Here is a 23,368-nt window from a genome sequence, read left to right as displayed (position 1 = left end):
GATCAACGGCCTGACATCAGTGCGCTCCCCAGCGGATGAATAGATTTTGGGATACTCCTCCGGCTTCGTGCGGAAGGGTGACGGGATGAAAGTAGGTATGATACCGTGAGCCATCCTTTCCGGGGAAATAGACGTCTTCCAAGGCACCCCAGCGGACATTTTTGAGAGGAGTCCAGTCGCTGAGATTGGAGGATACTTCAATGAAGGTCGTTTTGTTCAGGCCTCGAATGAGTTGGGGAATCATGAATTCCCATGCGTCAGTGTGCGAGTTTCGGCGGAGGAAGGGCTTGCGGCTTGCCGGCACCGCGAGTTCCCAAAATGTCGGGGCGGCACCAGGGTGACTGCCCATCATCCACTCGATGATGTTGGGAATGCCATCCTGATTGCTGTCGTCATCAGCTTCTGCCGCGCGGCCATCGATCGCCGGGAGACTCGCCAGAACGTCGATGAATGGATCGCCGATCAACTCGGGCCAGCGGTGCAAGAACAGGCGACCTGCCTGATCGATAGGCTCACCATCAGCCCACGGGGAAAGGTCGGGGATGCCGGCCACCGTCCGACCTTCGCCGATCTGAGCCAGGGCGTAAGCCCAAGTGTGGCGTGGCGGACTGCCGTCCGGGGACTCGGTCACTTGCCGCTCCCATTCCCAGTGCTCTCCGGAGAGACGGAACAGCGTGATGCCTTTCCACGGATAGTGATTGGCATCGAATTCCGGGCGATCGAAGTGGTAGCCGGGGGCGGAAACGGCCAGCACATCGTCCGAAATGCTGATCGCCGTGCCGAAGCCGGAGCCAGCTTCAGCGAAGGGAGAGAGGAGCGTTTGATGGAAGCTCCAAACTCCGTCGGAGCGATGGTAGATGTGCACGTAGCCGCGATGGTCCTCTTCACGGGATGATCCGACAAAAAGCCAGGGGCCCGACATAAGGAGAACTTCGCCGAAGTGGTTCTCGGGATGCGCGTGGGGAGCGTGAAGTTGCAGTTGCTGGATGAATTCACCCCCGACTTCGTGGAATAGGTGAACAGCCCCGGCATTGTTTGCCATGCGGTCATTTCCCGGAGCACCTACGGCAATCCATCCCTCTTCGAGAAACACCGATTCGCCAAATCGGTCGCCCCAGGCCGGGACCTCAGCCTGTAGAGTCTGGGACCAGGACCAGTGCTTGTCGGCAAGACGATAAACGGCTAGGGCACCGGCGTCGTATCCGGGAGCATTTCGCCCTGGCATGCCTGCCACGAGAGTCTGATCATCCATTGAGACGGCGTATCCGAAATCGAGCGACTGCTGAGTGAGTGGGGCTGGGATCGTCGCTTCCTTCCTCCAGCTGTTGCTGGAGTCGGTCGTGTAGAGGTGGACCGCACCGACTGATACGATGGTTTCGCCATGGATGCCGATCTGAGCGGAATCTGGCGCTCCTACTGCAAGTTTGGAGGGCTGGTTGTTGCGTGAAGGGATGAGCGAGAGGCTCGTTCCAAAGGCGTCACCCTCGATGAAGACGTCCGACTGGAGGGCGAAAGTGTTGGACCAGGTGTCGTTTTGCTCATTCCGCTTCCAGAGCCTCACGCGGCCGGGGTGGGTGGTGTTGGGGAATGGTTCTCCGGCGGCGATCCATTCGTCCGTGGCGGCGAGGGAGAATCCAAGCATGGCCGACTCCGAGGTCTGAATACTTGAAGTACGAAGCTCACCGTAGTTGTTTGCCGCTGGCTGCGGCAGGATCCGGACCTGAAGGGTGACTTCATCTTGAAGCCAGCCATTCGGGGTCCGGTAGTCGATCCGGATGCCAAAGCGGTAGGGTTCGCTGCGGGCATAGCCTCGATCATCCGGCCAATGGATTCCTCCGAGGGAGTCGATGTAGACGCCCGCCGGGGGATCGATGAGAGACCATTCGAACTGGTCTCTGTCCCGATCGGTCGGCTGATAACCGGAAAAGACGGTGCTATTCCAGCCGCTGGGAAGTCGTTCATAATTTACCTGAAGTGGTATGTCTGCAAGTTCAGGAAGCCCCGCGAGAACCTGCAGGGAGAAGTGCTCGGTCCACTCAAAGATTGGAAGGGCATTCTGAATCACCTGCACCCGCAGCTCGACCACACCCGAGTTGCCGATTTCGGCTGTGCCAGGACACCATTCCAGCACCCCATCATCGGACAAGGATAGCCCATCCGGAGCGGAAACGAGCGTAACCCTGAAACTTCGGCCAAGAGCGGATTCGGGGTGAATCCAATCGGCAATGGTGGAATAAGAGGGCATCAGTGCATGTCGGACGCCCATTTCCGCGACGACGAAATTCGGAGGTTTGGAAATCTGGAATGATGGCGACTGCGCGGCGCAGGGCACGCTCAGAGCCAAGGGGGGCAGCCAGCGGAGAGTTGAGACGATTGAGGAGGCAAAGGAGAGGGAGGACATCGTGGCGTTGGCAGCTTCGTTGGAGTTTAGAGCTTGCCGGGACTCTGCCAATTTCAATCCGGCAGTTGGCGATATGCTCGCCATGCGTCGGCGGAGCAATCGCGGCAGGGAGTCAATTTCTTCACGCCTGAGGGTTTGCTTTGGCCGGAGACTGGATAGTTTCGGGGCGCATGGGTTTCCCCAAGGGCTTTCTTTTCGGCGCGGCGAATGCGGATCATCAGGTGGAAGCCCACGATCCGGCGCGGGAGGACGTGTGGGATGTCTGGGAAAGAACTCAGGGGCTGACACCGCGCGGTCAGGCGACGGATTTCTGGAACCGATACGAAGAGGACGTCGCAAATGCGGCGGGGATGGGAATGAAGATCTTCCGTTTCTCCATCGCGTGGGCACGGGTCGAGGTGAAGGCGGGAGAGTTCGATGCGGTGGCCTTGGCGCACTACCGAAAAGTCGCGGAGTGTGTGCGTGGACATGGGATGGAGGTGATGGTGACGCTGCACCACTTCGTCTGGCCGCTGTGGCTCGAGCGGGATCACGGCGGCATGATCGGCGAGGAGTTTCCGGAACTCTTCGCGAGGTATGCAGCCAAGGCGGCGGAGGCGATGGGGGATCTGGTGGATTGGTGGATCACCTTCAATGAACCGAGTCAGCTGACCTTCGGCTACATCAAGCCGTGGTGGCGGAACCGCTACTACATGCCGCCGGGATTGCCGCGCGGGTCGTCGGTGGATGCCGAGGCGGAGGCGGTCGGGAAGCTGGTGCCGAATCTTTTCCGGGCCCATGCACGGGCGCGTGCCGCGATCCGGGAGCAGCGTGAGGGGGCCAAGGTGGGGGTGAATCCACTGGTGACCGGCTTTCCGATTTGGTTGCAGATGCTGATGGATTGGGGAGCCTGCCATCGCGGATTGAGTGAGGCGCTTTTCAAATTCACCACCCGCAAGGCGCTTGTTAGAGAGCGGGGAGAGGTGGATCTGGTGATCGGAGAGATCAGTCCTCAGGAGGCTCTGCGTTTCGAGACGAGTGTCCCATACGCGGAGGGGCGGGCCGACGAAAGTGGCAGCGGTCGGGTCGTGGCAGCACCTTACGGTCACTCGCGATTGTTGGAGCGGGTCGATAAGTTGATCGTGCTGTGGCGGGGCACGGGGGCGAGCGCGGAGGCACGTGAAAAGGCGGCACCGATGTCACTGCACGAGGTTTTTGAGAAGGGCGACAGTCTGCCGGATCACCTGTCCAGCGGTCGCGGTTTCAGAAGGGTCAAACGTCGTGGGAAGGTGCGGATCGGCCTGCTGGCGGGGACAGGGGTAATGGAGAAATCACTGGCAAGAGCGATTGCCAAGGACCTGCTGGGAGACGAATCCTGTCTCGAGTTGGTCGAGCTGCGGGCGATGGATCGTTTGCAGGTTCTGGAAACGAAATCGACCTGGCTGAACTGGGCGTGGCGGTTCTGGGGAACTACGAGCCTGATCGCCAACGCGAATTGGTGGTATCTCGGGATCTCGGGAAAGCTGGCAGCCGAGCTTTGCCCGGAAGAAGCGATCGGTGCACAGGATTTTGTCGGCCTCGATTATTACTGGGGATTGCCGAGCTGGCGATTGAACCGATTTCGCCTGTTAGAGGAGGCGGCGCATGGGCGTTTTCTCAGTGCTCCGGTGTGGCCGCGGGGGCTGTATCATGCCTTGAAGCGCTTTCATCGCTGGTTTCCCGATCAGGATGTGCTGATCGTGGAAAATGGCTGTGTGCCGAATGCCGATGGCATGAGCCGCAGCGATTATGTGAGGGCCCACCTGAGACAGGTGGAGAATGCGATCGCGGAAGGCGTACCCGTGAAGAGCTACACTTACTGGTCGATCACCTCAAACCGCGAGTGGGGACATGCCTTTGATCCAAATACTGACTTCGGGCTTTATTTCGTGGATCTCGACAAGGATCAGGCGCTGAGCCGCGTCCCGACGCCGGAGGTCGGACTTTTCAGGAAGCTCGTGGAGGAGGCGGAATGAGTTTGAGGAAAGCAGCGCATCAGCGGCTGTATTCACCGACGACAGAGCGATCCCGAATTTTGAGGAGCTCTTCGATTTCCTGTTCGATGAACAGCGCCTGGTCGGGGTCGGTGAGGTTTTTGATGAGGGTTTTGCGGCGCTTGTCTCTTAGAACAGCTTCGAGTTGATAGCTGGTGGAGCTGCCGTTCTTACCGCGGTTGATCTTCTCGCTGACGTAGAGTTGTTGCAGCCCGTTGGTGTCGAGTGTCAGGTTGCCTTTCCAGGGAAGAGGGCCGTGCTCGATCTGGATGGAACCGGGCTGGCAGCGGATGGCGGTCGAATTTAAAAATGAAGCGGCCACGGTGTAGGCAAGCCCGATCCCGACTGCCGTGTGGATGATGCCGAATAAGGACATGTGCCACATGCCGCTCGAGAGGGCCATGGTGTGCCAGACGATCATGAAGCCATTCCAGAAGATCGTGAAGAAGAGGAGAAACCAGGCCATGCCGCTGCGCCAGCGTCGGGTGATCTGAAGGGCGTTTGGCGCGGTGTGGATTTCGAAACCAGGTGGGAGCGGGACCTTGGGTCGGGGAAGGGGTTCGGAGCCGCGGGGAGCAGCGGTCGGGATGGCGAAGAGGGCGTTGCAATGCTTGCAACGGGCCGCAGCGAGCTGGGGCGAAATGTCTTCCGGCGAAAGCTGCGAGCCACAGTTCTTGCACTTGAGTTCGATGAGGGAGTCGGTGGAGGCCACGCATGGATTCTGGAGAGTGGGAGCGAGGATGGCGATGATGATTCGTAAGTGGGAAACTCCTTGGCTTGCCCGATGGGGTCTGAGGCGGAATGATCGGCGGCATGGATGCGGTGGCCCACGGGAAGCGTGTGATTGAATTGGAAGCGGGTGCCTTGCAGGCGATGCAGGAGCGGCTGGGTGAGCCATTTGCCCGGGCGGTCGGGATGCTCAAGGTGGTGCTCGATGCGCGAGGCAAGATCGTGGTGGTGGGAATCGGGAAGTCGGGGAACATCGGTCACAAGATCGCGGCCACGCTGAATTCGACCGGCTCGACGGCGGTGGTGCTGAATTCCCAGAATGCGCTGCACGGCGATCTCGGGCTGATTTCGGATGGCGATGCGGTGGTGGTGCTTTCCTACTCGGGGGAGACGGTCGAGTTGCTTGATCTGCTGCCGCACATCAAACGCTTCGATGTGAAAGTGATCGCGCTGACCGGGAAGCCGGAGTCGACGCTTTCGCAGCACTCGGATGTGACGCTCGATACTTCGGTGGAACGCGAAGCTTGTCCGATGAATCTGGCTCCGACTTCCTCATCGACGGCGATGCTGGTGATGGGTGATGCGCTGGCCATGGTGCTGCTGGAAGCACGCGGCTTTGATGCCGAACAGTTTGCAAGGTTTCACCCTGGCGGAGCCCTGGGGCGGGCCTTGTTGACAAAGGTGGCAGACATCATGCGTGCCGATGACCAACTGGCGCAGGTGAGCGAAACGGCTTCGGTGCAGGATGCACTGGTGGCGATGTCGTCGGCGCGGGCGGGTGCCTGCGTCGTACTGGCAGCGGATGGGAAGCTTGCGGGGATTTTTACGCATGGCGACTTTGCGCGGAGCTATCAGGCGGACCCGATGGTCGGTGGCAAGCCGGTGGCGGAACTGATGACTCGCGGGCCGATCTGCGTTTCCGCCGATTCGCTGGCGGCAGAGGCGGTCAAAACGATTGGCTCGCACCGCATCGACGACGTCGTGGTGCTTGATGCGGAAGGAAAACCGGTCGGTCTGGTCGATACTCAGGACCTCGCACGGCTAAAGATCGTCTGAGCGGCGGAAATCCACATGACAGATGGGGGTAGGGCTGGCATGTTCCCGCCGTCGCTCCTGAATCCTGTTTTCACCATGTTTCGCCAACTTCTGGGTATCTTTCTCATTTCCGCCCTATCGAGTCATTCTGCCGAGGAGGTGCTTCGTGCGCTGCCGGTCGATCCCTCGGACATCACGCCTGAGTCCGGTCTGCTCGTGGATCCCGAGCCGCGGGCGGCCGAGGCAAAACCGCTGCCGCCAGGCGAGGTGAAGCTTCCCGAGGTCAAAAAAAATCCTCAGTCCGACTCGCCGGACATGCCGAATCTGCCGACCGGCGACGATGCGGTGCGCTTGCAGATTTTTCTCGATCAGAATCATTTTGGTCCGGGGGTAATTGATGGAAAGCCGGGACGCTTCACCATCCTTGCGGTCAATTCCTGGAATGAGGTCAATGGCCATCCGCCAGGTCAGCTCGGCGCGGTCATGGCGGCGGCACGCAAGGCGGTGCCGAATCCCTTTGCGGTCGCGATCGTGCCCGAAGTGGCGACGAAATGGGTGAATACGAGCCTTTCCTACAAGAAGTCCGAGCAGGCCAAGCAGAAACGGATGAGCTATCGGAGCTACGCGGAATTCATGTCCGAGCGCTATCATACCGACGTCGAGTTTCTTATCGACCTGAATGGTTCGAGCAAAACCTACGGGCTGACTCCACGCAAGTCAGTGATTGTTCCCAACGTGACTCCCTTCACGATCGAGGCTCTAACAGGATCGCGCTATGATCCGGAGGAGCTGCTCAAGACGCGCCACGTGGTCGTGGATACCAAGATCAATCAGGCAAGAATCTACGAAGCGGCTCCGAAAGCGCTGGTGGTGACCGATCCTGATGCTCCGGTCCTGGTGACGGCGAACAGCGCGCTGGTGGCGTCCTTTCCCATCACTCCCGGCAAACCCCAGTTCATCAAGTTCGGTCATTGGGAGCTGAAGAACTGCGTGCAGCTCCCGGTGTGGCGCTATGACCAGTCGCTGCTCGACGGCAAGGGGCGGAGCAGCAATTACCTGAACATTCCGCCAGGGCCTAACAGTCCGGTCGGTGTGATCTGGGCGGGGCTCAGTGTTTCCGGGATAGGGATGCATGGCACCTCGGATCCGGAGACGATTGGTCGGGCTCAGAGCGCGGGCTGCATTCGGATGGCAAACTGGGATGCGGTGAGGCTTCCTGACTTCATCCGACCCGGTGCGACGGTGGAGATCCGATGAGCGGAGGTCTGGATTAGGGGCCGAGACATCAGAGTTCATCCCATATGCGCCCTGCCAAAAATTTCGTCGTCCGGGTCTTCGTCTACTCGGCCGGTCTGCTTTATTTGGCCGGTGACCTCTTTCTTTTTGACGGTCCGGTGAATCGGAAGATCCAGTCCGCGCGTCCGGATAGTCCGGAGTCTCTTGAGCGAGCCAAGGCCCAAGGGGTCGTCGCTCGGGTGTTTGGACACTCAATCTATCTGCCGCAGGTCGAGCGAGCGGCCAAGGAGCGATTGTGGCTGGAAGGAAAGAAGATCGAGGATCTCAACAAGGACCAGCGAAGGATCGCCCGGCTTGCGGCTCTGAACGATCTGATCGATCACCAGATTCTCCGCGTGAAAGCGCTGCACAACGCGGATGAGCTGCCCGTGTCCGAGGAGGAAATTGATGATGCCGTTTCCAAACTGGCGGCGCGCTACCCGAACCAGAGCGAGATGCAGGCGGACTTAGCGGCAGAGGGGATCGATTCTGAGGAAGAATTGCGATTGAGGCTGGGAGCGAAAATTCAGCAGCTGCGCTATGTCGAGACCCGGATTGCCGATGGGATTGTGGTGGGAGAAGACGAGGGCAGGGAGTGGTTCGAGAAGCATGCTGAGGACTTTGCCTTGGCGCCGCGAGTGAGAGTTCGACATATCTTCCAATCCACGCTGCGCAATGAATCAGATGTGGCCAAGGAGACGCTAGACAAGGCACTCGATGATCTGAAGACGCAACGCAGGACTTTCGAGGAACTGGCAAAGACCTTGAGTGAGGACCCGCGGACCAAAGATGCGGGTGGCGAATTGGGCTGGATGACGGAGGCTCGTTTGCCTGCGGACTTCGGCGAAGCGGTTTTTGCGATGCCGGTGGGCGAGCCGGCTTTGCTCCGGACCAAACTTGGCTGGCACGTGGTCGAGGTGATCGAGAAGAAGCCCGCCGAGAAGCGTTCCTACGAAGAGGCGAAGGCCGAGGTGATCGCCGCCATCGAGGCATCGAAGCGGGAGATCATGGTCGACCGCCTGCGCAAGGCCCTGCGATCACGCGAAGAGATCGGCGTGCACGTCTTTCCCGAAATGATCAGCGGCGAATGAGAAGTTTTTGCTGGGTTCCGCTGATTTTTGCGCTCCTGACAGGCGCATGCCGAAAGGAGGCGCCGCCGAAGACGGTGGCCGTGCGTGAGGACGGGGTGCTCGAGTTGACGCTTTGCAGCTTCAATGTCCGCTACGAGGGGGATCAGGACAAGTCGTGGAAATCCTGGCCGAATCGGGTCGATCGTGTTGTTAGAAGCTTGAGGGAAATCGATCCGGACGTCTTCGGCATTCAGGAGGCCTTGCATGGGCAGGCGGCGGATTTGCGGGCATCGATGACCGACTACGAGTTTTTCGGGGTCGGCCGTGATGATGGCAGGCGCGACGGTGAGTATGCGGCGATTCTTTGGAAGGCGGACCGCTTTGCCGCAGATGTCGAAGATCAGGGAACCTTCTGGCTTTCGGATACACCGGGGAAACCGGGATCGAAGAGTTGGGGGAACAGCGTGGTGCGGGTGGCGACCTGGGTAAGGCTTGGTGATCGTGCGACGGGGCGTTCATTCTACGTTTTCAACACCCACTGGGATCACCGCAGCCAGTCCTTCCGCGAGCGCGCGGCTCCGATGATGGCGGCGAGGATCGACGGCAGGAAACATCCGGAAGATCCGGTGGTTCTGTTAGGTGACTTCAATGCGACGCGGGGCAACCCGGCGGTCGACTATTTCGTCGGCGAACGGGTGAATTTAGCAGGGAAGAACGAAGGTCCGTGGCCGGGTGCGATGAAGGACCCTTACCAGGTTCTGAAAGGCAGCGAGCGGAACCGTCGGACCTTGCACCTATGGGAGGCGGACGCGGGAACACGCTTGGATCGACTGAAGGTCGATCACATTTTCGTCAGCGGGAACGCGAAGCTGATGGCCGCCGGGATCAGCAAGGCGGCGACCCGGGAAGCTCAGGCTTCCGATCACTATCCGGTGTGGGCAAGGGTGGCGTGGGAGGAATGATGAAAGAGCCGGGAGTGATGGGAATTCACCAACCGTGGACCGGGACTTCCCACGCCGCAGCGTTCAGATCGGGCGCGCTAACTTTCAATCCAGGAACTTCCCGGGATTGAGCGTCTCGTTTGGGTCGAGGGCGTATTTGATGGCCCGGTGGACCTCGAGGTTCACTTCACCGAGCGCCTTTTTAATCCATGGCTTTTTCGCCAGGCCAACGCCGTGTTCTCCGGTGATGGCCCCTCCATTTTTCAGAACCCAGTCGAAGAGTTGATCAAGTGCGGCGTCGGCTTTCATCCGGACAGCGGGATGATCGTAATCCTCGACCATGAGATTGGTGTGAATGTTGCCGTCGCCGGCGTGGCCAAAGCAGGCGATGGAGATTCCGGTTTTTTTCTCAAGTTTGCGGGCGAAGTCGACAAGATCGACGAGCTTGGAACGCGGAACAACGATATCTTCATTGAGCTTTGTTAGACCCGTGTCGCGCAGGGAGTAGGAGAACTCACGACGGAGCTTCCAGATCGCTTCGCAGGCAGCTTCTTCCTCAGCCCGGTCGATGCGGGTGGCTCCGACCTGGCCGAGCAGGTCGAAGAGTTCTTCGAGTTCGGCAGCGACCCCTTTGGGGCGCCCGTCGATCTCGACAATCAAATGAGCCTGACCGTCGGGAAGCATCTCGGCGCCGAGCCGTTTGCGGGCCGCGGCGAGGGTGAAGCCGTCGGTAATCTCGAGCGCCGAGGGAAGGTGGCCGGCATTCAGAATGGCCTGCACGGCGGCGGCGGCCATCGGGAATTCGGGGAAGACCGCGGCCAGCATGGCGCGGGCGGGTGGCTTGGGAACGAGCCGCAGAGTCGCCTCGGTGACGACGCCGAGCATGCCTTCGGATCCCGTAAAGATGCCGACGAGATCGAAGCCGGTCTTGTTTTTATGGACGCGACCACCGCAGCGCATCACGCGACCATCGGGAAGCACGACTTCGAGGCCGAGGACGTAACTACGGGTGACGCCGTACTTTAGGCAGCGCGGGCCGCCGGCATTGGTGGCGATGTTTCCACCCAGCGAGCATTCTTTCAGGGAAGCGGGGTCGGGTGGATAGTCCCAGCCCTGGGCGGCGGCAGCGGCTTGCAGGTCGCCGGTGATTACGCCCGGCTGGACGACGGCCACACCGTCCGCAGGATTGAGTTCGATGATCCGGTTCATGCGCGCCACCGAAAGGGCGATGCCGCCGCGAATCGGCACGCATCCCCCGACATAGCCGACACCTGCGCCCCGAGTCGTCACGGGAACCTGGTGACGGGTGGCGAATTTCAGGACAGCAACGACGTCGTCACGGGACTCGGCAAACACGACGATCTCCGGAGGGTGACTGGCGTACCACTTATCGGTGGCATGAACCTGGATGTCCTCGGTGTTGAGGGAAATCAGGCGTTTGTCGATTTGCTGCGATAGCAGTTTGAAGAGAGTTTCGGAAGACATGGGTCCATCCGTTAACGGCAGAACTTCCTCGGAGTCGTCGAGGTCACGGAAGGCTTCTTCGTCAAAATTCACGTCGGGCGTGTTTCGATTGGGAGCGGCGGGTCGGTTGCGTTCGACCCAAGAGTTGCGTTTTGGCGGCAATTTCACGACCGGAAAAATGGTTGAGGTTTTGAAGGATTCGTCATCTGGCATACAAGGAGTGTCGCCGTTTCGAACCCCGATCAAAGTTCGGAGGGATTGTGAGGATTGCAAGCTGACCGGTCGAAGCTTTTCTGTCAGGACTTTGGCGATGATGAAACGAGTTGCCGAAGGCTGCCGCGATGACGATGTCGCGGCCCATTACGATGAACTCGATTCGATCTACCGGATGATCTGGGAGGAGAACCTGCATCATGGGCTCTGGGAGGATGGGGTGAAATCGAGATCGGAGGCGGCGGCGCGGATGACGGAATTCATCGGTGACCGTCTGCACCTTCGGGAGGGGCAGCGGGTCTGGGACGTGGGCTGTGGTTTTGGCAGGATGATGTCCGATCTTGTGGATCGATTCGGTGTCAAAGCAGGCGGAGTGACGATTTCGCGAAAGCAGTGGGAGCAGGCGGCGTCGGGGGCCGATGTGCGTCTGGGAGACTGGCTGCAGAATGATCTTCCTGATGGGGAATTCGATGCGGTGATGGCGGTTGAAAGCCTCGAGCACATGTCGGACCCGAAGACGGCGGTGAGTGAGATGCTGCGCGTGACGAAGCCGGGCGGCCGGGTGGTGCTGGCCTGTTGGATGGAAGGTGATCGGCTCAGGGCCTGGGAGAAGCGTCTGTTGATCGATCCGATTCGCCGCGACGGGATGCTGGGAGGCATGGCGGATGAGGGGAGGATCCGGGAATACCTCGATGAGGCCGGAGCGGAACAGCTCGTGGTGGATGATTTGAGCCGTCAGGTGGAGCGCACCTGGTCGGACTGCCTGAAACGGGCACTGCGGCTGGCACTCAGCGATCGGGGGATGCAAGAAGCCTTGGGCTCCGATTGGCGTCGAAGTGTGAGGATGGGACTCACGCTGAACAGGATATGGGCGGCCTACGTGCTTGGCGCGATCCGCTACCAGGTCTTCAGCGCGCGGCGGCCCGGGTGATCGAGGCTTGCACCGCGATCGATGCCGGGCAGGTTTGGGGCATGGATCAACGACGACTTGGGACCAGCGGCATCGTAGTAAGCGAGATTTGTTTGGGGACGATGACCTTCGGGCTTCAGACCGATGAGAAGGAGAGTTTTCGAATCATGGACCGGGCGGTGGACGCGGGGATCGACTTCTTTGATACTGCGGAAATCTATCCGGTTCCTCCGAGCGCCGAGACGGCGGGTGATACGGAGCTCGTCGTCGGCAAGTGGTTGAAGGACAAGCCGCGCGAAAGTGTGATCATCGCCTCCAAGATTGCGGGAGCGGCGCATGGTTGGTTCAATCCTCCGATTCGGCATGGGAAGAACGCCTTGGATCGCTGCCATCTGCGCAAAGCACTCGAAGGAAGCCTGCGTCGACTGAAAACCGATTACATCGATCTCTATCAGATCCACTGGCCGGACCACGGCATGCGTTACGAAGACATGCTCGAGCCCCTGGATGAGTTCGTGCGCGAGGGCAAGGTGCGGGCGATCGGTACCAGCAACGACAATGCTTATGGCCTGATGAAATCGCTGTGGGCGTCGGACAGCGGTGGCTACACCCGCATGGATACGATTCAGAATAATTTCTCACTGAACAACCGTCGCTTCGAAGACGAACTGGCGGACGTATGCCGCAGGGAAAAGGTCAGTCTTCTGGCCTACAGTCCGATTGCAGGTGGCGTGCTGTCTGGGAAATACAATGATGGAGCGACACCGAAGGGGGCGCGATTCAGCGACTACATTGCAAATGGTGGACCGCGTCAGAAGGCGATGGCGGCGCGCTTCGTCAATGACCGCAGCGTGGCGTCGACAAAGCGTTTCATGGAAATCGCGGCGGCTGCGGGAATGGACCCGGTGACGCTGGCGGTCGCCTGGAGCAAGCAGCACGATTATGTGGCCAGCACCATCATCGGAGTGAGCGCGGAGGACCAACTCGAGCCGATTTTGGCCGCCGCCGGGCTGAGGCTCGACGATGCGACGCTTGAGGCGATTGATGCGGTGAGCAAAGAAATCCTCTATCCCATGGGGTGATCGGCCTCGAAGAACGGCCAGCCCTGAATGGTGGGAGGGCCGAGGCTTTCCTGTTCGAAGCGTCCCATGCTCTGAGTGAAGGTGAGGGCGTTGATTTCGCCCTGGCAATCGGCGAGAAGCGGGTTTTCGGAGAGGTTTCCGAGAATCGCGATGTCCCGGTCCGAAAGGGGCACGTCAGGATCAGGGCCGCGCCATTTCATGTGGAAGGCGTGAACAGGGCGGGGGGCGACTTCGCGGATCTTCAGGAGAATCAGGAAGCCGGTAGCATCGCTGTCGCCGAAATGGTGAAGCTCGACACGGGAAGGCAGTTTCCGCAGCAGGGTGATGAGGGCGGCAGTTGGAAACGAGCTGGCTACTAGAAGTGTCGTAGTATCCCGGTTGGCGGCGGCGAACTGACGGAAGGTGGTTTTGCTGTTCTCGATGCTGAGCAGACGCCTGGCAGGTGTTTCGATCCGGGAGGCGAGTTCGAGATCGGCCAGGGAAATCTTGTGAGGTGCCCGGTGACTGTAGTCGATCGACCTGCCGTCCGGGAAGTGGAGAACAAGAGGTCCCTGGGTGAGCAGCATCGCTTCACTCATGATGAAACCAAGTTCCGCAAGACTGCTGGATCGTGCGAACATCAGGCTGAGGCCGGCATTGATCGATCGCTCGCGGCGCTCGAGAAATTTGGAGTCGTATCCAAGGTCGATGCTGGCGCTGCGGATGAGGGTGCCCTCCGGCCATGTGCGGGATGTGAGATTGAAGAGCAGGTCGAGGAGCGAGGAAAGATGTTCGGGCCTTTTCCAACTGAAAGGACGCAGACTCATGCCTTCCCGGAAGAGCCCGTGAAGCTTGGCAAGAAGGGTCGACCATTCGTCGGGAAGAAGCGGGTGATCGGGCTGACGGTCGATGACCCTGAGCGAGCGAGTCAGAATCGCGGCGCCGTCTTCGGTTCCGAAAAGCTCGTGAAGCCAGCTTTCCGATTCCAGCGGTAGAACGAGCCGCTCAATGATCTCGCGGCGGTATTTGTGGCGCTTGAGATGAAGCTTTCCCTCACGCTCAAGCGTTTCGGCTTCGCGGGTCGCGGTGCGGATATCTTCGACGCGGGTGATCCCGGCGGCATCGAGAAGTTCGGTCCAGTGAATGCCGTAGGCGCGGCTGCTGAGCTGAGTCGTCCGGCTGCGGGCGGTGTGCCAGCGACGGTGAAACTCGGTGAGCCAGTCGGGATGATTCATGTTAGAGCGTCTGCAAGAAGGTCGCGGTCGACTTTGACGACCCAGTTCTCGATGTCGGCGATGGCTCCGTTTCGATCGCGGTCGTAGGCGCGTTCGACGCGACATTGAAGCACGGTTTCGGCGTGCTCGATCATCGTTGGCAGGCGGTCTTCGGGGAAGGCCATGACGAGTTGCAATCCGAAGTTTCGGGCGAGGGCGAGACAGGCGTCGATGCGGTCGCCGGAGAGTTTCGAGAAGGCTTCGTCCATGATGATCACGCCGAGATTCGGTTTCGGGTTCCGATCACCGAGATCGTAAACCCGCTGGAAAGCCGCGAGCATGGCGACGAAGAAGGGTGCCTGATTTTCTCCGCCGCTCTGCTTTTTGGCGCTTTTGTTGAGCGAAACGGCAGCACTTTCACCCTGGCCGACCGGATGGGCCTGAATATCCCAGTGGTGGTAGTAGCGGTAGTCGAGTGCGCGCTGGTGACGTGGTTCGTCGGCATTCTCGATGGCTTCCATGAGCGCCGCTTTGGCATGCTCAATTTCCTCCTTCGCGGCGGCAGCCATGAGTTCGAGGCCGGGATTGAGTCCCTTGTCGACGAGGGCCCAAATGGCCGTGTGGCTGAGGTCCTTTCGCATGCTCAGTTGGTAACGCCAGCCGCCAATCTCATGATCCATGGCCTTATTGAGCTCGCGTTTGGTGCGCTCGGCTTCGTCGAGCTTCTCTTTCAAAACATCTAACACCTGATGCTGGAGGCGGTCCTCCCACTCGCGTCGGGCGTCATCGGCTTCCTGCGTAAAGCGCTCGAGGTCGTGCTCTTCGAGCTCGATGCGGCGGACTTCATAGCGGCTGTTGTCATCGTCTTCGGGATCGAAGGCGTCGGCGGTTTCCGGGTGGGACTCGGCGAGGGCCAGCCGTTCGCGCTGGCGCTCGTCGCGGGCCTTGTCGGCATCGTGCAGCTGGGTCTGGACGACGAGTGCGGCAGCTTCGATGCGCTTGGACCAGCTTGGGAATTCCGCGACACAGGCGCTGAGTCGTTCTTCGATTTCGGAATCGAGAAAGCCATCGAGGGACTCGCGGCTGTGCTGCCGCTCGATTCGGTAGCGTTCTTCTTCGCTGGCGAAGTGTTCTTCGTTGTCGCTGAGCTCGGTTTCGCGCTGGCGCGCTTTGTTCATCCGCTCGTCGAGGCGGATCACACGCTCGGCAACGCCTTTGTAGGTGTTCTCGAGCACCCGAAGTTTTTCGACGACTTCTTCGCGTTCCGGAGTGGCGAGCAGACGGATGGTTTCTTCCAGTTGCTGGAGTTCCTGGCGCAGGTCGGGAAGCTTGTGGAGCCGGCTGGTGCCTTCGGGGCGGGTGGCTTTGTCGAGTTCCCAGTGGGTGCCGCGATGGAGAAAGGTCTGCCACTCGTCCTGCTGACGGCGCAGTCCGGCGATCTCTTCTGTTAGAGAGGCGAGGTCTTCTTCAAGGCGCGCGGCGAGACGGCGGCGACCTTCTTCACCGATGGTTAGATCCCTGGAGGGCTGAAGACGGATGCGCAGGGGCGGATCCTTGAGCCAGCCGTCTTTCGAGAGGGCGCGGGAGTGGCTGTCGAGTTTCGCGGACTTGTCGACCGTGATCAGATCGCCGTAGCGATGCTGGAGGAAACGAGCGGCGAGCGGGTGCTGGGTGTCGAAGAGGGAGGCGACGGAGCCTTGGGTCGCCTCGCTGGCGGGGGTGAGTTCGTCGGGATGGACGAGGGCTTCGTCGCTGATGCCGACCTTGTTGGCGTGTTCCCAGGCGGCGCGGAAGTCGTCGGCGAGCACGGCTTGGCGGTCGTCGCCGAGGAGGGATTCGAGCAGCGGCCACCAGGCTTCGGCGCTCGGTTTGACTTCGATCACGCGGGCGAGCGCTTCGGCCTTTTGGCCACGGGATTTCAAGGCGTCGAGCAAGGGGGAGGCATGCGAGCTTCCTTTGTGGATCAGATCCTCGAGCTCGCGTTTGAGGCGGAGTTCGCGGCTTTCGAGCTCGTTGAGCTTTTCGCGAACCGGGCGGAGCTTGTCTGTCGCGTCGTTGTGTAGTTCATGATAGATCCGCGGCATTTTTTCCGCGGCGTCGAGGCCAGCGGCTTCATCGATGCCGCGCATGGTTTCGAGCCATTCGCTGGTATTATCCGGTGTCTTGAGGTTGAGACCTTCGGCCATCTTGAGCCACTGCTTCCAGTGTGAGATGCGGTCGTGGAGATATTCGCGGGCTGTTTTGGCGGCGAGGTTCAGTTCGCTGAGATCACTAGCGACTTCGTCGCGGCGGCTGCGCTGGTTGGCGAGCGCGGTGATCTGGGTGTCGTTGCCGGCAACGAGGCGGACTTCACGGAGTTGGGAATCGAGCTCGTTGCGTTCCTTCAGGGCCGCTTCGTGATCGGCACGCTGTTCGGCGTGCTCGTGGCGCAGGGCGCTCAGTTCAGCGCGGCACTTTTCGAGCTTTTCGCGGCGTTCCTCGTGAGAAAGGGCATCTCGCAGATGACGGAAAAGTGCCGACTCACGGCGGGCTTCCAGCCAGGATTGATGGCGCTCGCCAATCCGGGAAAGGCGTTCGTGCTGGTCGCGCATTTTCTCAAGGCGATCCTGGGCGCGACGATGCGCATCGACGCTGCTGCGGACGGTGGCGACGTCGGGAAGCGCCTGTTCTAACAAGTATTCACGAGTGAACTTCTCGAAGGACTCGACCGGTTGGAAGGCCATCGAGTTCGGCAGGGTTTTGTTCATCTGCTTGCGATCGAATCCAAGGTGGGATCGCGAGCCCATTTCCTCGAGGTAGGTCGTCTGGCGGTCGAAGATTTCACCCTCGAGTTCACGCTTCACGTGGACCCGGAATTCATCCTCAGTGAGGAATTGAAGGGAATCGGATACGAGGTCCTGGCCGAGGAAGTCCTCTCCTTCCAAGCGGGTGGGCACGGTGAACCAGACGGTGCGCGGCTTGGCGGTCGGGCCTTCGTATTCGATGCGCGCACCCCAGGTTTCGCGGCGTGGTTCTTCGCCGTCTTTGCCGGGCCACGTGAATTCGAGGCCGGCGAGGGTGACACCCGAGGGGCGAAGGTAGCGTTCCTGGCCGTCCTTGCCGACGGTGTTGGTATCGCAAAGGCAGTAGCCACGCAGCGTGCGACCGCTGCCGGCTCCAGCGGCGGCCTTGTTGAAGCGGCTATGTTGCTCGCCTAACAGAACGAACTGAAGCAGGTCGAGGAGCGCGCTTTTTCCCGAGCCATTGGCCCCGGTGATGAGTGAGAGCCCGGAGAGCTCGATGATGCGGCGGTAGCCATACCAGTTGTAGGCGATGATCCGGCTGAGGTGGACGCGGGTGTTCAAGGGTGGTGAGGAAAGTTATTCGTTCACGGTAGGAGCTTCTGCCGTCTCGTCGCGGGATGCGGCTTCGTAGAGGTCCTTGCGGGCCGTCCATTCCTCGATCGAATCGAAGGGAATGGTGCGGGCGAGGCTGGGGAGAATCTCGATGAGGGTCTCGCCGGGTTGGGTCGCACCATCGGGACGGTGGCTGCGGATCAGGCGGTGGCGCTTGAGCTTGGCAAGGATGGCGTCGAGATGGGTGGCTTGAGGGGGCTCGATTTTATCGAAGGTGGTGCGGAACTGGTTCCAGAGCTCGTCGACGGTTAGAATGACTTTGTCGGCGGCCTGACTGCTGCGTTGGTCGTCCCATGCGCGCCACAGGACGAGCAGGATGAGGGTTTCGTCTTTGGTGAATTGGCCGAGCAGGAGGCAGGCTTCGGGACGTGGTCGGGCCTGGAGGATGAGGACTTCGTCATCGATGATCAGCTCAAGCCCGAGTGGGGCGAGGTAGTCGGAAAGGTGGCGCTGGTAGTGATCGCGGGCGAGCCGGAACAGGTCGCGGCCGGCACCGGTGTCGCCAAGGACGACGCCGCGTCCGAGAAGCTCGGCGAGAATCTCGCGAAGCGGGGCGCGGTCTTCGCTCGGGACGTCTGGCCAGAAACCGGGCCATAGCGGATCGGATGATTGGGCAGGAGAAGGAGTTGGCTCTTCGGACATGAGTGAAGTGGAGTGGTTTCAGGTCAGACGATCACGCGGACGCCGCCCAGTTCTTCGAGTGTGTGGGCGAGGCCCTCGTCGGGACAGCCGATGAACATGAAGTTCGTGGGAATCTTCCAGGTCTTGGAAAGCTCCTTGATGAGAGCCGGGTTGAAGCTTCCCTCGATGACGACGAACTCGATGTCGATTTCCGGATAAGCCTCATTGAGGACCTTGAGTTCACCCGCAAGTTTATCGGGCTTCGGTGCTCCGGGTTTGATGATATGGACGATCTTGATACCGTTGGAGTGCTCGTTCTGGCGGACGTAGAGCATTACTCGGTTGAGGTTGGCAATGTTGTCGCCACGACTGAAAAAGACGACCTGCTGGGCGTTGATGTTGTCGATGAGTTCGCGGGTTCGGTGTGTCAGGTGGTTCATGGGAACGACCAGCGCGCCGATGATGGAGCGTGTCGTGAAAAGCAGGGCCTTGAGCAGTTGGGTGCGGGTCAGCATCACCACCACGATGAGCGCCGCGGGAATGAAGTATTCCGCAAAGACGCGGAGATAGGGGGGATTCATCACGGCGTTTCCGATGAGACCAATGCTGACGGCGATCATGGCCAGGATGACGGTAGGCCATGAAGCACGCACCGGTCGCGGCAGGCTCGAGCGCTTGATTTTCAGAAGGATGTTGCCGATGCAGAAGAGCAGCATGACGGCGAGGAATGAGAGCGTGTAGACACCGGCGAGCGCCTTGAGATCTCCATGAGTGATGAACAGGACGGAGACGGTTAGGAGAAAAAAGGCGATGAGGATCCGATGAGTTGTGCCGCGGCGGTTGGTCTTGAGAAGGAACTGGGGCAGACAGCGATCAAGCGTCATTCGGGAGACGAGGCCATTGACGCCGATGAAACTGGTGAGCACGGCACCGCTCAGCACAATGGCTGCATCGATGGAAATGAGGGTGCCGAGCCATGTGCCGGCGGACTCCCTGCCCATGTGGGCGAGCAGCGCGGATTCGTGGGCCGCGACTTGGCTGGAGGGAATCAAGGCAAGGGCGAGCAACGCCATCAACGGATTGAAAAACGAGACGGCAATCCACATGTTACGCAGCGTTTTCGGAAACACACCGGATTTTTGTTCCTCGACGAAGTTGGCCGAGCTTTCGAATCCGGAGATGCCGAGCATGGCCGCGCAAAAGCCGAACAGGAGGGCTTTCCCCATGCCGCCGGGGACGGGTGTGGCGAGGTTTTCCATCAGTTGCCCGAGGCCATGAGTTGAAAGGTAGAAGATTCCTGCACCGAGAAGGACGACGAGTGAGACGATGTGGAAAAGAAAGATGCCGATGGCGAGTTTTGCCGACTCGCTGATGCCCATGATGGTGAGGATCATGAAGAATGCGAGCAGTCCGACAGTTGCCCCAAAGACGGGAAGATGAGGAATCACCTGATGGGCGTAGTGCGAAGCCTCACTGGCGGAAATCACCGCCGTGGCCATGTAGGAAAGGATGGTGAGGCACGCGGCGATCGATGCCCGGAACTTGGTTGTCGTATTTAAAAGCGCATTGTAGGCACCTCCATTTAGCGGCAGTGCACCGACGACTTCGCTATAGATTGAGCGGAAAAGATAGAGCACGGCGGCGACGAGCAGCAGGGCCACGGGACCCCAACGACCGCCATAGATGATGGCAAGAGCGGAGACGTAGAGGCATGAGGAAGTGATGTCGTTTCCGCAGATCGCAGTGGACGCGAGTTCGCCAAGTTTTTTGCTAGGTGCCTTGGCTTTGACTTCCGTTTTCATCGTGTGGGAAGGGTTGATCAGCTCGGGTTATGATTGGCGGGTGATCTCGAAGCGGTCCATTTTCCATCCGGCCTGACTGTCCTGCGGGACGGATTGTGGGTCGAGACGGTGGGTGAGGCCGGGGCCGTCGATCGACCAACGGACGGTTTTACCGCCTGGCGCGGGCGAATGGTGGTAGGCGGCGATGGCAAGCAGGTCGAGCATTTCGTCGACGTTTGCCGCCGTGAAGGACTCGGAAGAGGCGACGCCTTTTTTGACGGGAATCAGTCGAGCGATCAAGCGCGCGGCACGTTGGGGTGTTAGTGCGAGACGCTGACGTTCGCGAAGGGCGGCGAGTGCATCCTGTTCGTCGCCTTCCCGATCGCGGATGCCGCCAAAGGAAAGGTCGGCGGCCGCTTTCGCCCGGCGGGTCCGTGCCAAAGAACTAGATCCATAGTAGAAACGCAGTTCGGGTGCGAGCACCGGGAAGTCGGGGGCTTCATCCTTGTACTGTGAAAGGCGCGTGTCGGCGAGGGAGTCGTTGATGGCGTCGCAGTAAGCTTTGACGATCTCCGGTCGACGCCCGCGAAGCTCGGTCTGGTAGCGGTAGCGTTGTTGGGAAAGCTGGTTGAAGCCGGCCATGCGGGCGTCGATGGCGTCAGCGACGAGCCGGATGGCGGAAAGCCGGTTTTCCAGATCGCGCAGGGCGCGGACGGCGCGCTCGAAGGCTTCGCTTTCGGACCAGCCGTAGTGCGCGGCGATGGCCTGGGCGAGGCGGTCCTTGAGTTGCTCGTTGTCGCGAAGATCGGCAACTTTTCCCCGCAGGGCGGAAAGTCGGGGCAGCAGGCCGTTTCTACGAAGGGCATCGTAGCAGACCATGTGCTGGCCGGCTCCGAACTCGGAGTAGAGCAGACGGAGGGTCTCGGCGGGAGTCTCGCTGGCGCGCTGCTTTCGATCGAAAATGGAGATGATTTTCTCCACTCCATGGAGCTGGATGAGGGCGCTTTCGAGGCGTGAGTTGAGGTCGGTGATGGTGGCTCGGAGTTCGTCCGGTTCGTGAAGCCGGGTGTCGAGGACGCCATCGCGTTCGAGCGTTTCGCAGACGCCGCGCACCGTGTCGGCGAAGGTTTTCAGCTCGGCGATTTCATCTTCGGCGAGGTCGCGGAGTAAACGCAGCATCGGGCGCAGGCCGGGCGAGACCAGGGCGTGGCGGTCGTGCAGGCCGAGCTGCTGGTCTTCGATCCATTTGGCGTCGCAGAGACGGTTGAAGATCTGGCCGGCGCGCTGACGGATGTCGCGCAGGGCCGCTCCTTCATCGTCGTCGAGGACAACGTCGGGGTGGGCGGCGAGGACTTCGCGGACGATGGCAACGGCTTCGCTGTGAGGGAGGCGCCCGGCTTCACCGGCTTCCTCGGCGAGACGCTCGGCGCAATCGACGTAGATGGCGGCCGATGGGCGGGTCAGGGGTCGGAAAAAGTCGCGCGAGACGTGTGCGTGAAGTTTTTCACTGAGAGAGGGCGCCGCCATGGGACAGCCAGACTAGATCGGGGGCACGGGGAATCAATGGTGGAGGCAGTGGGAGGAGTAGAAAAGGTTTTCAAGGGCTTGAGGGGTGGGGGGCGGCTGAGACGGTTTTTCTCCTTGGATGAGTTGAGGAAGAAAGAAATCATCCGATGAAACGTTACTTACTTCAGATTTTATGAACGCACTTCCACGCCGTCGCTTCCTCCAACAGTCCTTATTCGCCGCTGGCTCCACACTTGCCCTGGTAGGCCGGGGAATGGCGGCTCCGAGTGAAGAAATTCACGCAGCAGTTATCGGCTTGGGGGATCGTGGCAAACTGCTCGCCACGCAGGCTGCGGCGGTTCCGGGTCTTAAGATCACCTGGTTGATCGACGCCGATGAATCACGGGCAAAGGAGGGTCTGAAGATCGCGCCGGGCGCCAAGACCGGGCAGGACATGCGCAAGGCGCTCGATGACAAGGAGGTGGATGTGGTGATCATCGGAACCTGCAATCACTGGCACTGTCTGGCCGCCATCTGGGCCTGCGAAGCAGGTAAGGATGTCTACGTCGAGAAGCCACTGGGTCACAATCTGGCCGAGCAGCGCCGATTGATCGAGGCTGCGGAACATTACAATCGGATCGTGCAGGTCGGAACCCAGCAGCGGTCGGATACGGTGCAGGACGAGATCCGGCGTTTCCTCCACGAGGAAAAGGGGCTGGGTGAGATCCAGTACATCCGCGCCAACCGCTATGGCCTGCGCGAGCCTGTCGCGAAGTCAAATGGTGCCCTCAAGATTCCTGAAGGCATCGATTACAATCTCTGGTGCGGCCCGGCTGAGAAGCGTGAATTGCACCGCAGCAGGCTCCACTACGACTGGCACTGGGACTGGAACACCGGCAATGGCGAGATGGGCAACTGGGGTGTGCATATCCTCGACGATGTCCGCAATGTCGGGCTTGCCGACAAGGTCGGTCTGCCGAAGCGCTTGCTGGTCGGTGGCGGGCGCATGCTTTGGGACGATGCGGGGGAAACTCCGAACGTCCACTTTGCCTACTATGACAGTGGCAGCATTCCGGTGCTTTTTGATCTTTCGAACCTCTCGATCAAGCCGGGGTCCAAGGCGTCGCCGGCTTACATGGGAACGCGCAGCGGTTACACCGTGCATTGCGAGGGTGGTCGCTACAGCGGTGGCCGGGGCGGTGGCGCGGCTTACGACAAGGACAACAAGCGCATCCGCAAGTTCAGTGGCAATGGTGGCAAGGGCCACATGGAGAATTTCATCGATGCCGTGAGAGAGCGGAAGCGCTCGATCCTCAATGCCGATGTCGTGCAGGGCCACTACTCGAGTTCCTGGTGCGAGTTGGCCAACGTCGGCTACAAGGTAGGTGGCAAGTACTCGCGCGATGCGGCGATGGACGTCAATCAATCGAAGGCCGAGTGGGCGGAGCTGGTGGATCAGGCCAATGAACGTCTCGTTCTCCACGGCATCTCACTGGATGACCCGGGGATTGCCCTCAGTCCGGTGATGGATCTGGACTCGGCTAGTGAGCGCTTCACGGGAGATATCGGCGAGAAAGCCAACGCCTACTTGAGCCGCAGCTACCGCGAAGGATTCGAGCTGCCGAAGATTGGTTGAGGATGGGTGACATCCTGAGGGACAGGCCGGAGGGATGGGATTCTGGCGAAGAGGCGTGAAATCGGGCGAGTAGGCGTTGACCAAAAGCCCGGGGTCAGGGTAGC

General features: G+C 60.2%; 16 protein-coding genes. 8 read left to right on the top strand and 8 right to left on the bottom strand.

The features are described 5' to 3' along the window. Positions 1 to 16: 16 nt before the first annotated feature. Entirely contained in the window at positions 17 to 2,401 is a 2,385-nt protein-coding gene (locus ACFQY0_RS14035; RefSeq protein ID WP_379713503.1) for an FG-GAP repeat protein, read from the bottom strand. 170 nt (positions 2,402 to 2,571) lie between these two features. Between ACFQY0_RS14035 and ACFQY0_RS14030 the strand changes: the two genes are divergently transcribed. Beyond that, positions 2,572 to 4,395: a family 1 glycosylhydrolase gene (locus ACFQY0_RS14030; RefSeq protein WP_379713500.1), complete on the top strand. Its 1,824-nt coding sequence runs from the start codon at positions 2,572 to 2,574 to the stop codon at positions 4,393 to 4,395. 19 nt (positions 4,396 to 4,414) lie between these two features. On the opposite strand, the gene ACFQY0_RS14025 is transcribed toward ACFQY0_RS14030, so the two are convergent. Next, positions 4,415 to 5,125, bottom strand: coding sequence for a hypothetical protein (locus tag ACFQY0_RS14025; protein WP_379713497.1), 711 nt, complete (start codon positions 5,123 to 5,125; stop codon positions 4,415 to 4,417). Between the two features lie 101 nt (positions 5,126 to 5,226). Here ACFQY0_RS14025 and ACFQY0_RS14020 point away from each other — a divergent pair, with 101 nt between their 5' ends. From ACFQY0_RS14020 to ACFQY0_RS14005, 4 genes are all read left to right on the top strand, one after another. Continuing rightward, the gene (locus tag ACFQY0_RS14020; protein ID WP_379713493.1) at positions 5,227 to 6,198 is read left to right on the top strand and encodes a KpsF/GutQ family sugar-phosphate isomerase; all 972 of its coding nucleotides are present in this window, start codon (positions 5,227 to 5,229) and stop codon (positions 6,196 to 6,198) included. Between the two features lie 75 nt (positions 6,199 to 6,273). Further along, the gene (locus ACFQY0_RS14015) at positions 6,274 to 7,434 is read left to right on the top strand and encodes a L,D-transpeptidase (RefSeq protein WP_379713490.1); all 1,161 of its coding nucleotides are present in this window, start codon (positions 6,274 to 6,276) and stop codon (positions 7,432 to 7,434) included. A 44-nt stretch (positions 7,435 to 7,478) separates the two neighbouring features. Next, a complete protein-coding gene (locus tag ACFQY0_RS14010) occupies positions 7,479 to 8,543 on the top strand; it encodes a peptidylprolyl isomerase (protein WP_379713488.1) in 1,065 nt (354 codons plus the stop codon). Next, positions 8,540 to 9,484 carry an endonuclease/exonuclease/phosphatase family protein gene (locus ACFQY0_RS14005; protein WP_379713485.1) on the top strand — a complete coding sequence of 315 codons (945 nt, stop codon included), beginning with the start codon at positions 8,540 to 8,542 and terminating at the stop codon, positions 9,482 to 9,484. Before ACFQY0_RS14010 ends, ACFQY0_RS14005 begins: the two co-directional genes overlap by 4 nt. Before the next feature lie 84 nt (positions 9,485 to 9,568). Here ACFQY0_RS14005 and ACFQY0_RS14000 read toward each other — a convergent pair whose 3' ends face one another. Continuing rightward, positions 9,569 to 11,095, bottom strand: a complete 1,527-nt coding sequence (locus ACFQY0_RS14000; protein WP_379713483.1) for an FAD-binding oxidoreductase — start codon at positions 11,093 to 11,095, stop codon at positions 9,569 to 9,571. Positions 11,096 to 11,237: 142 nt separating this feature from the next. Between ACFQY0_RS14000 and ACFQY0_RS13995 the strand changes: the two genes are divergently transcribed. Continuing rightward, complete coding sequence (locus ACFQY0_RS13995) at positions 11,238 to 12,071, top strand: class I SAM-dependent methyltransferase (protein WP_379713480.1); 834 nt, start codon at positions 11,238 to 11,240, stop codon at positions 12,069 to 12,071. 41 nt (positions 12,072 to 12,112) lie between these two features. After that, the gene (locus ACFQY0_RS13990; protein ID WP_379713783.1) at positions 12,113 to 13,132 is read left to right on the top strand and encodes an aldo/keto reductase; all 1,020 of its coding nucleotides are present in this window, start codon (positions 12,113 to 12,115) and stop codon (positions 13,130 to 13,132) included. Here the strand turns inward: ACFQY0_RS13990 and ACFQY0_RS13985 are convergent. The 5 genes from ACFQY0_RS13985 to ACFQY0_RS13965 are packed head-to-tail and all read right to left on the bottom strand — an operon-like array spanning position 13,117 to position 21,649. Continuing rightward, positions 13,117 to 14,346, bottom strand: coding sequence for a Wadjet anti-phage system protein JetD domain-containing protein (locus tag ACFQY0_RS13985; RefSeq protein WP_379713478.1), 1,230 nt, complete (start codon positions 14,344 to 14,346; stop codon positions 13,117 to 13,119). The two genes, ACFQY0_RS13990 and ACFQY0_RS13985, sit on opposite strands and share 16 nt — an antisense overlap. Continuing rightward, complete coding sequence (locus tag ACFQY0_RS13980; RefSeq protein ID WP_379713476.1) at positions 14,343 to 17,669, bottom strand: SbcC/MukB-like Walker B domain-containing protein; 3,327 nt, start codon at positions 17,667 to 17,669, stop codon at positions 14,343 to 14,345. Before ACFQY0_RS13980 ends, ACFQY0_RS13985 begins: the two co-directional genes overlap by 4 nt. A gap of 15 nt (positions 17,670 to 17,684) precedes the next feature. Further along, on the bottom strand, positions 17,685 to 18,362 hold the full coding sequence (locus tag ACFQY0_RS13975) for a DUF4194 domain-containing protein (protein ID WP_379713473.1): 678 nt from the start codon (positions 18,360 to 18,362) through the stop codon (positions 17,685 to 17,687). A gap of 23 nt (positions 18,363 to 18,385) precedes the next feature. Continuing rightward, positions 18,386 to 20,143, bottom strand: a complete 1,758-nt coding sequence (locus ACFQY0_RS13970; RefSeq protein WP_379713471.1) for an APC family permease — start codon at positions 20,141 to 20,143, stop codon at positions 18,386 to 18,388. Positions 20,144 to 20,170: 27 nt separating this feature from the next. Then, the gene (locus tag ACFQY0_RS13965; RefSeq protein WP_379713469.1) at positions 20,171 to 21,649 is read right to left on the bottom strand and encodes a Wadjet anti-phage system protein JetA family protein; all 1,479 of its coding nucleotides are present in this window, start codon (positions 21,647 to 21,649) and stop codon (positions 20,171 to 20,173) included. 172 nt (positions 21,650 to 21,821) lie between these two features. On the opposite strand from ACFQY0_RS13965, the gene ACFQY0_RS13960 reads away from it, so the two are divergent. Then, positions 21,822 to 23,264, top strand: a complete 1,443-nt coding sequence (locus tag ACFQY0_RS13960) for a Gfo/Idh/MocA family protein (protein WP_379713467.1) — start codon at positions 21,822 to 21,824, stop codon at positions 23,262 to 23,264. Positions 23,265 to 23,368 lie beyond the last annotated feature (104 nt).

This window comes from Haloferula chungangensis (assembly GCF_042664875.1).
In the GTDB taxonomy this organism is placed as follows: Bacteria; Verrucomicrobiota; Verrucomicrobiia; order Verrucomicrobiales; family Akkermansiaceae; genus Haloferula; species Haloferula chungangensis.
Note: the sequence above shows the minus strand (reverse complement) of the source record. Positions and strands in the feature narration are given on the sequence as shown.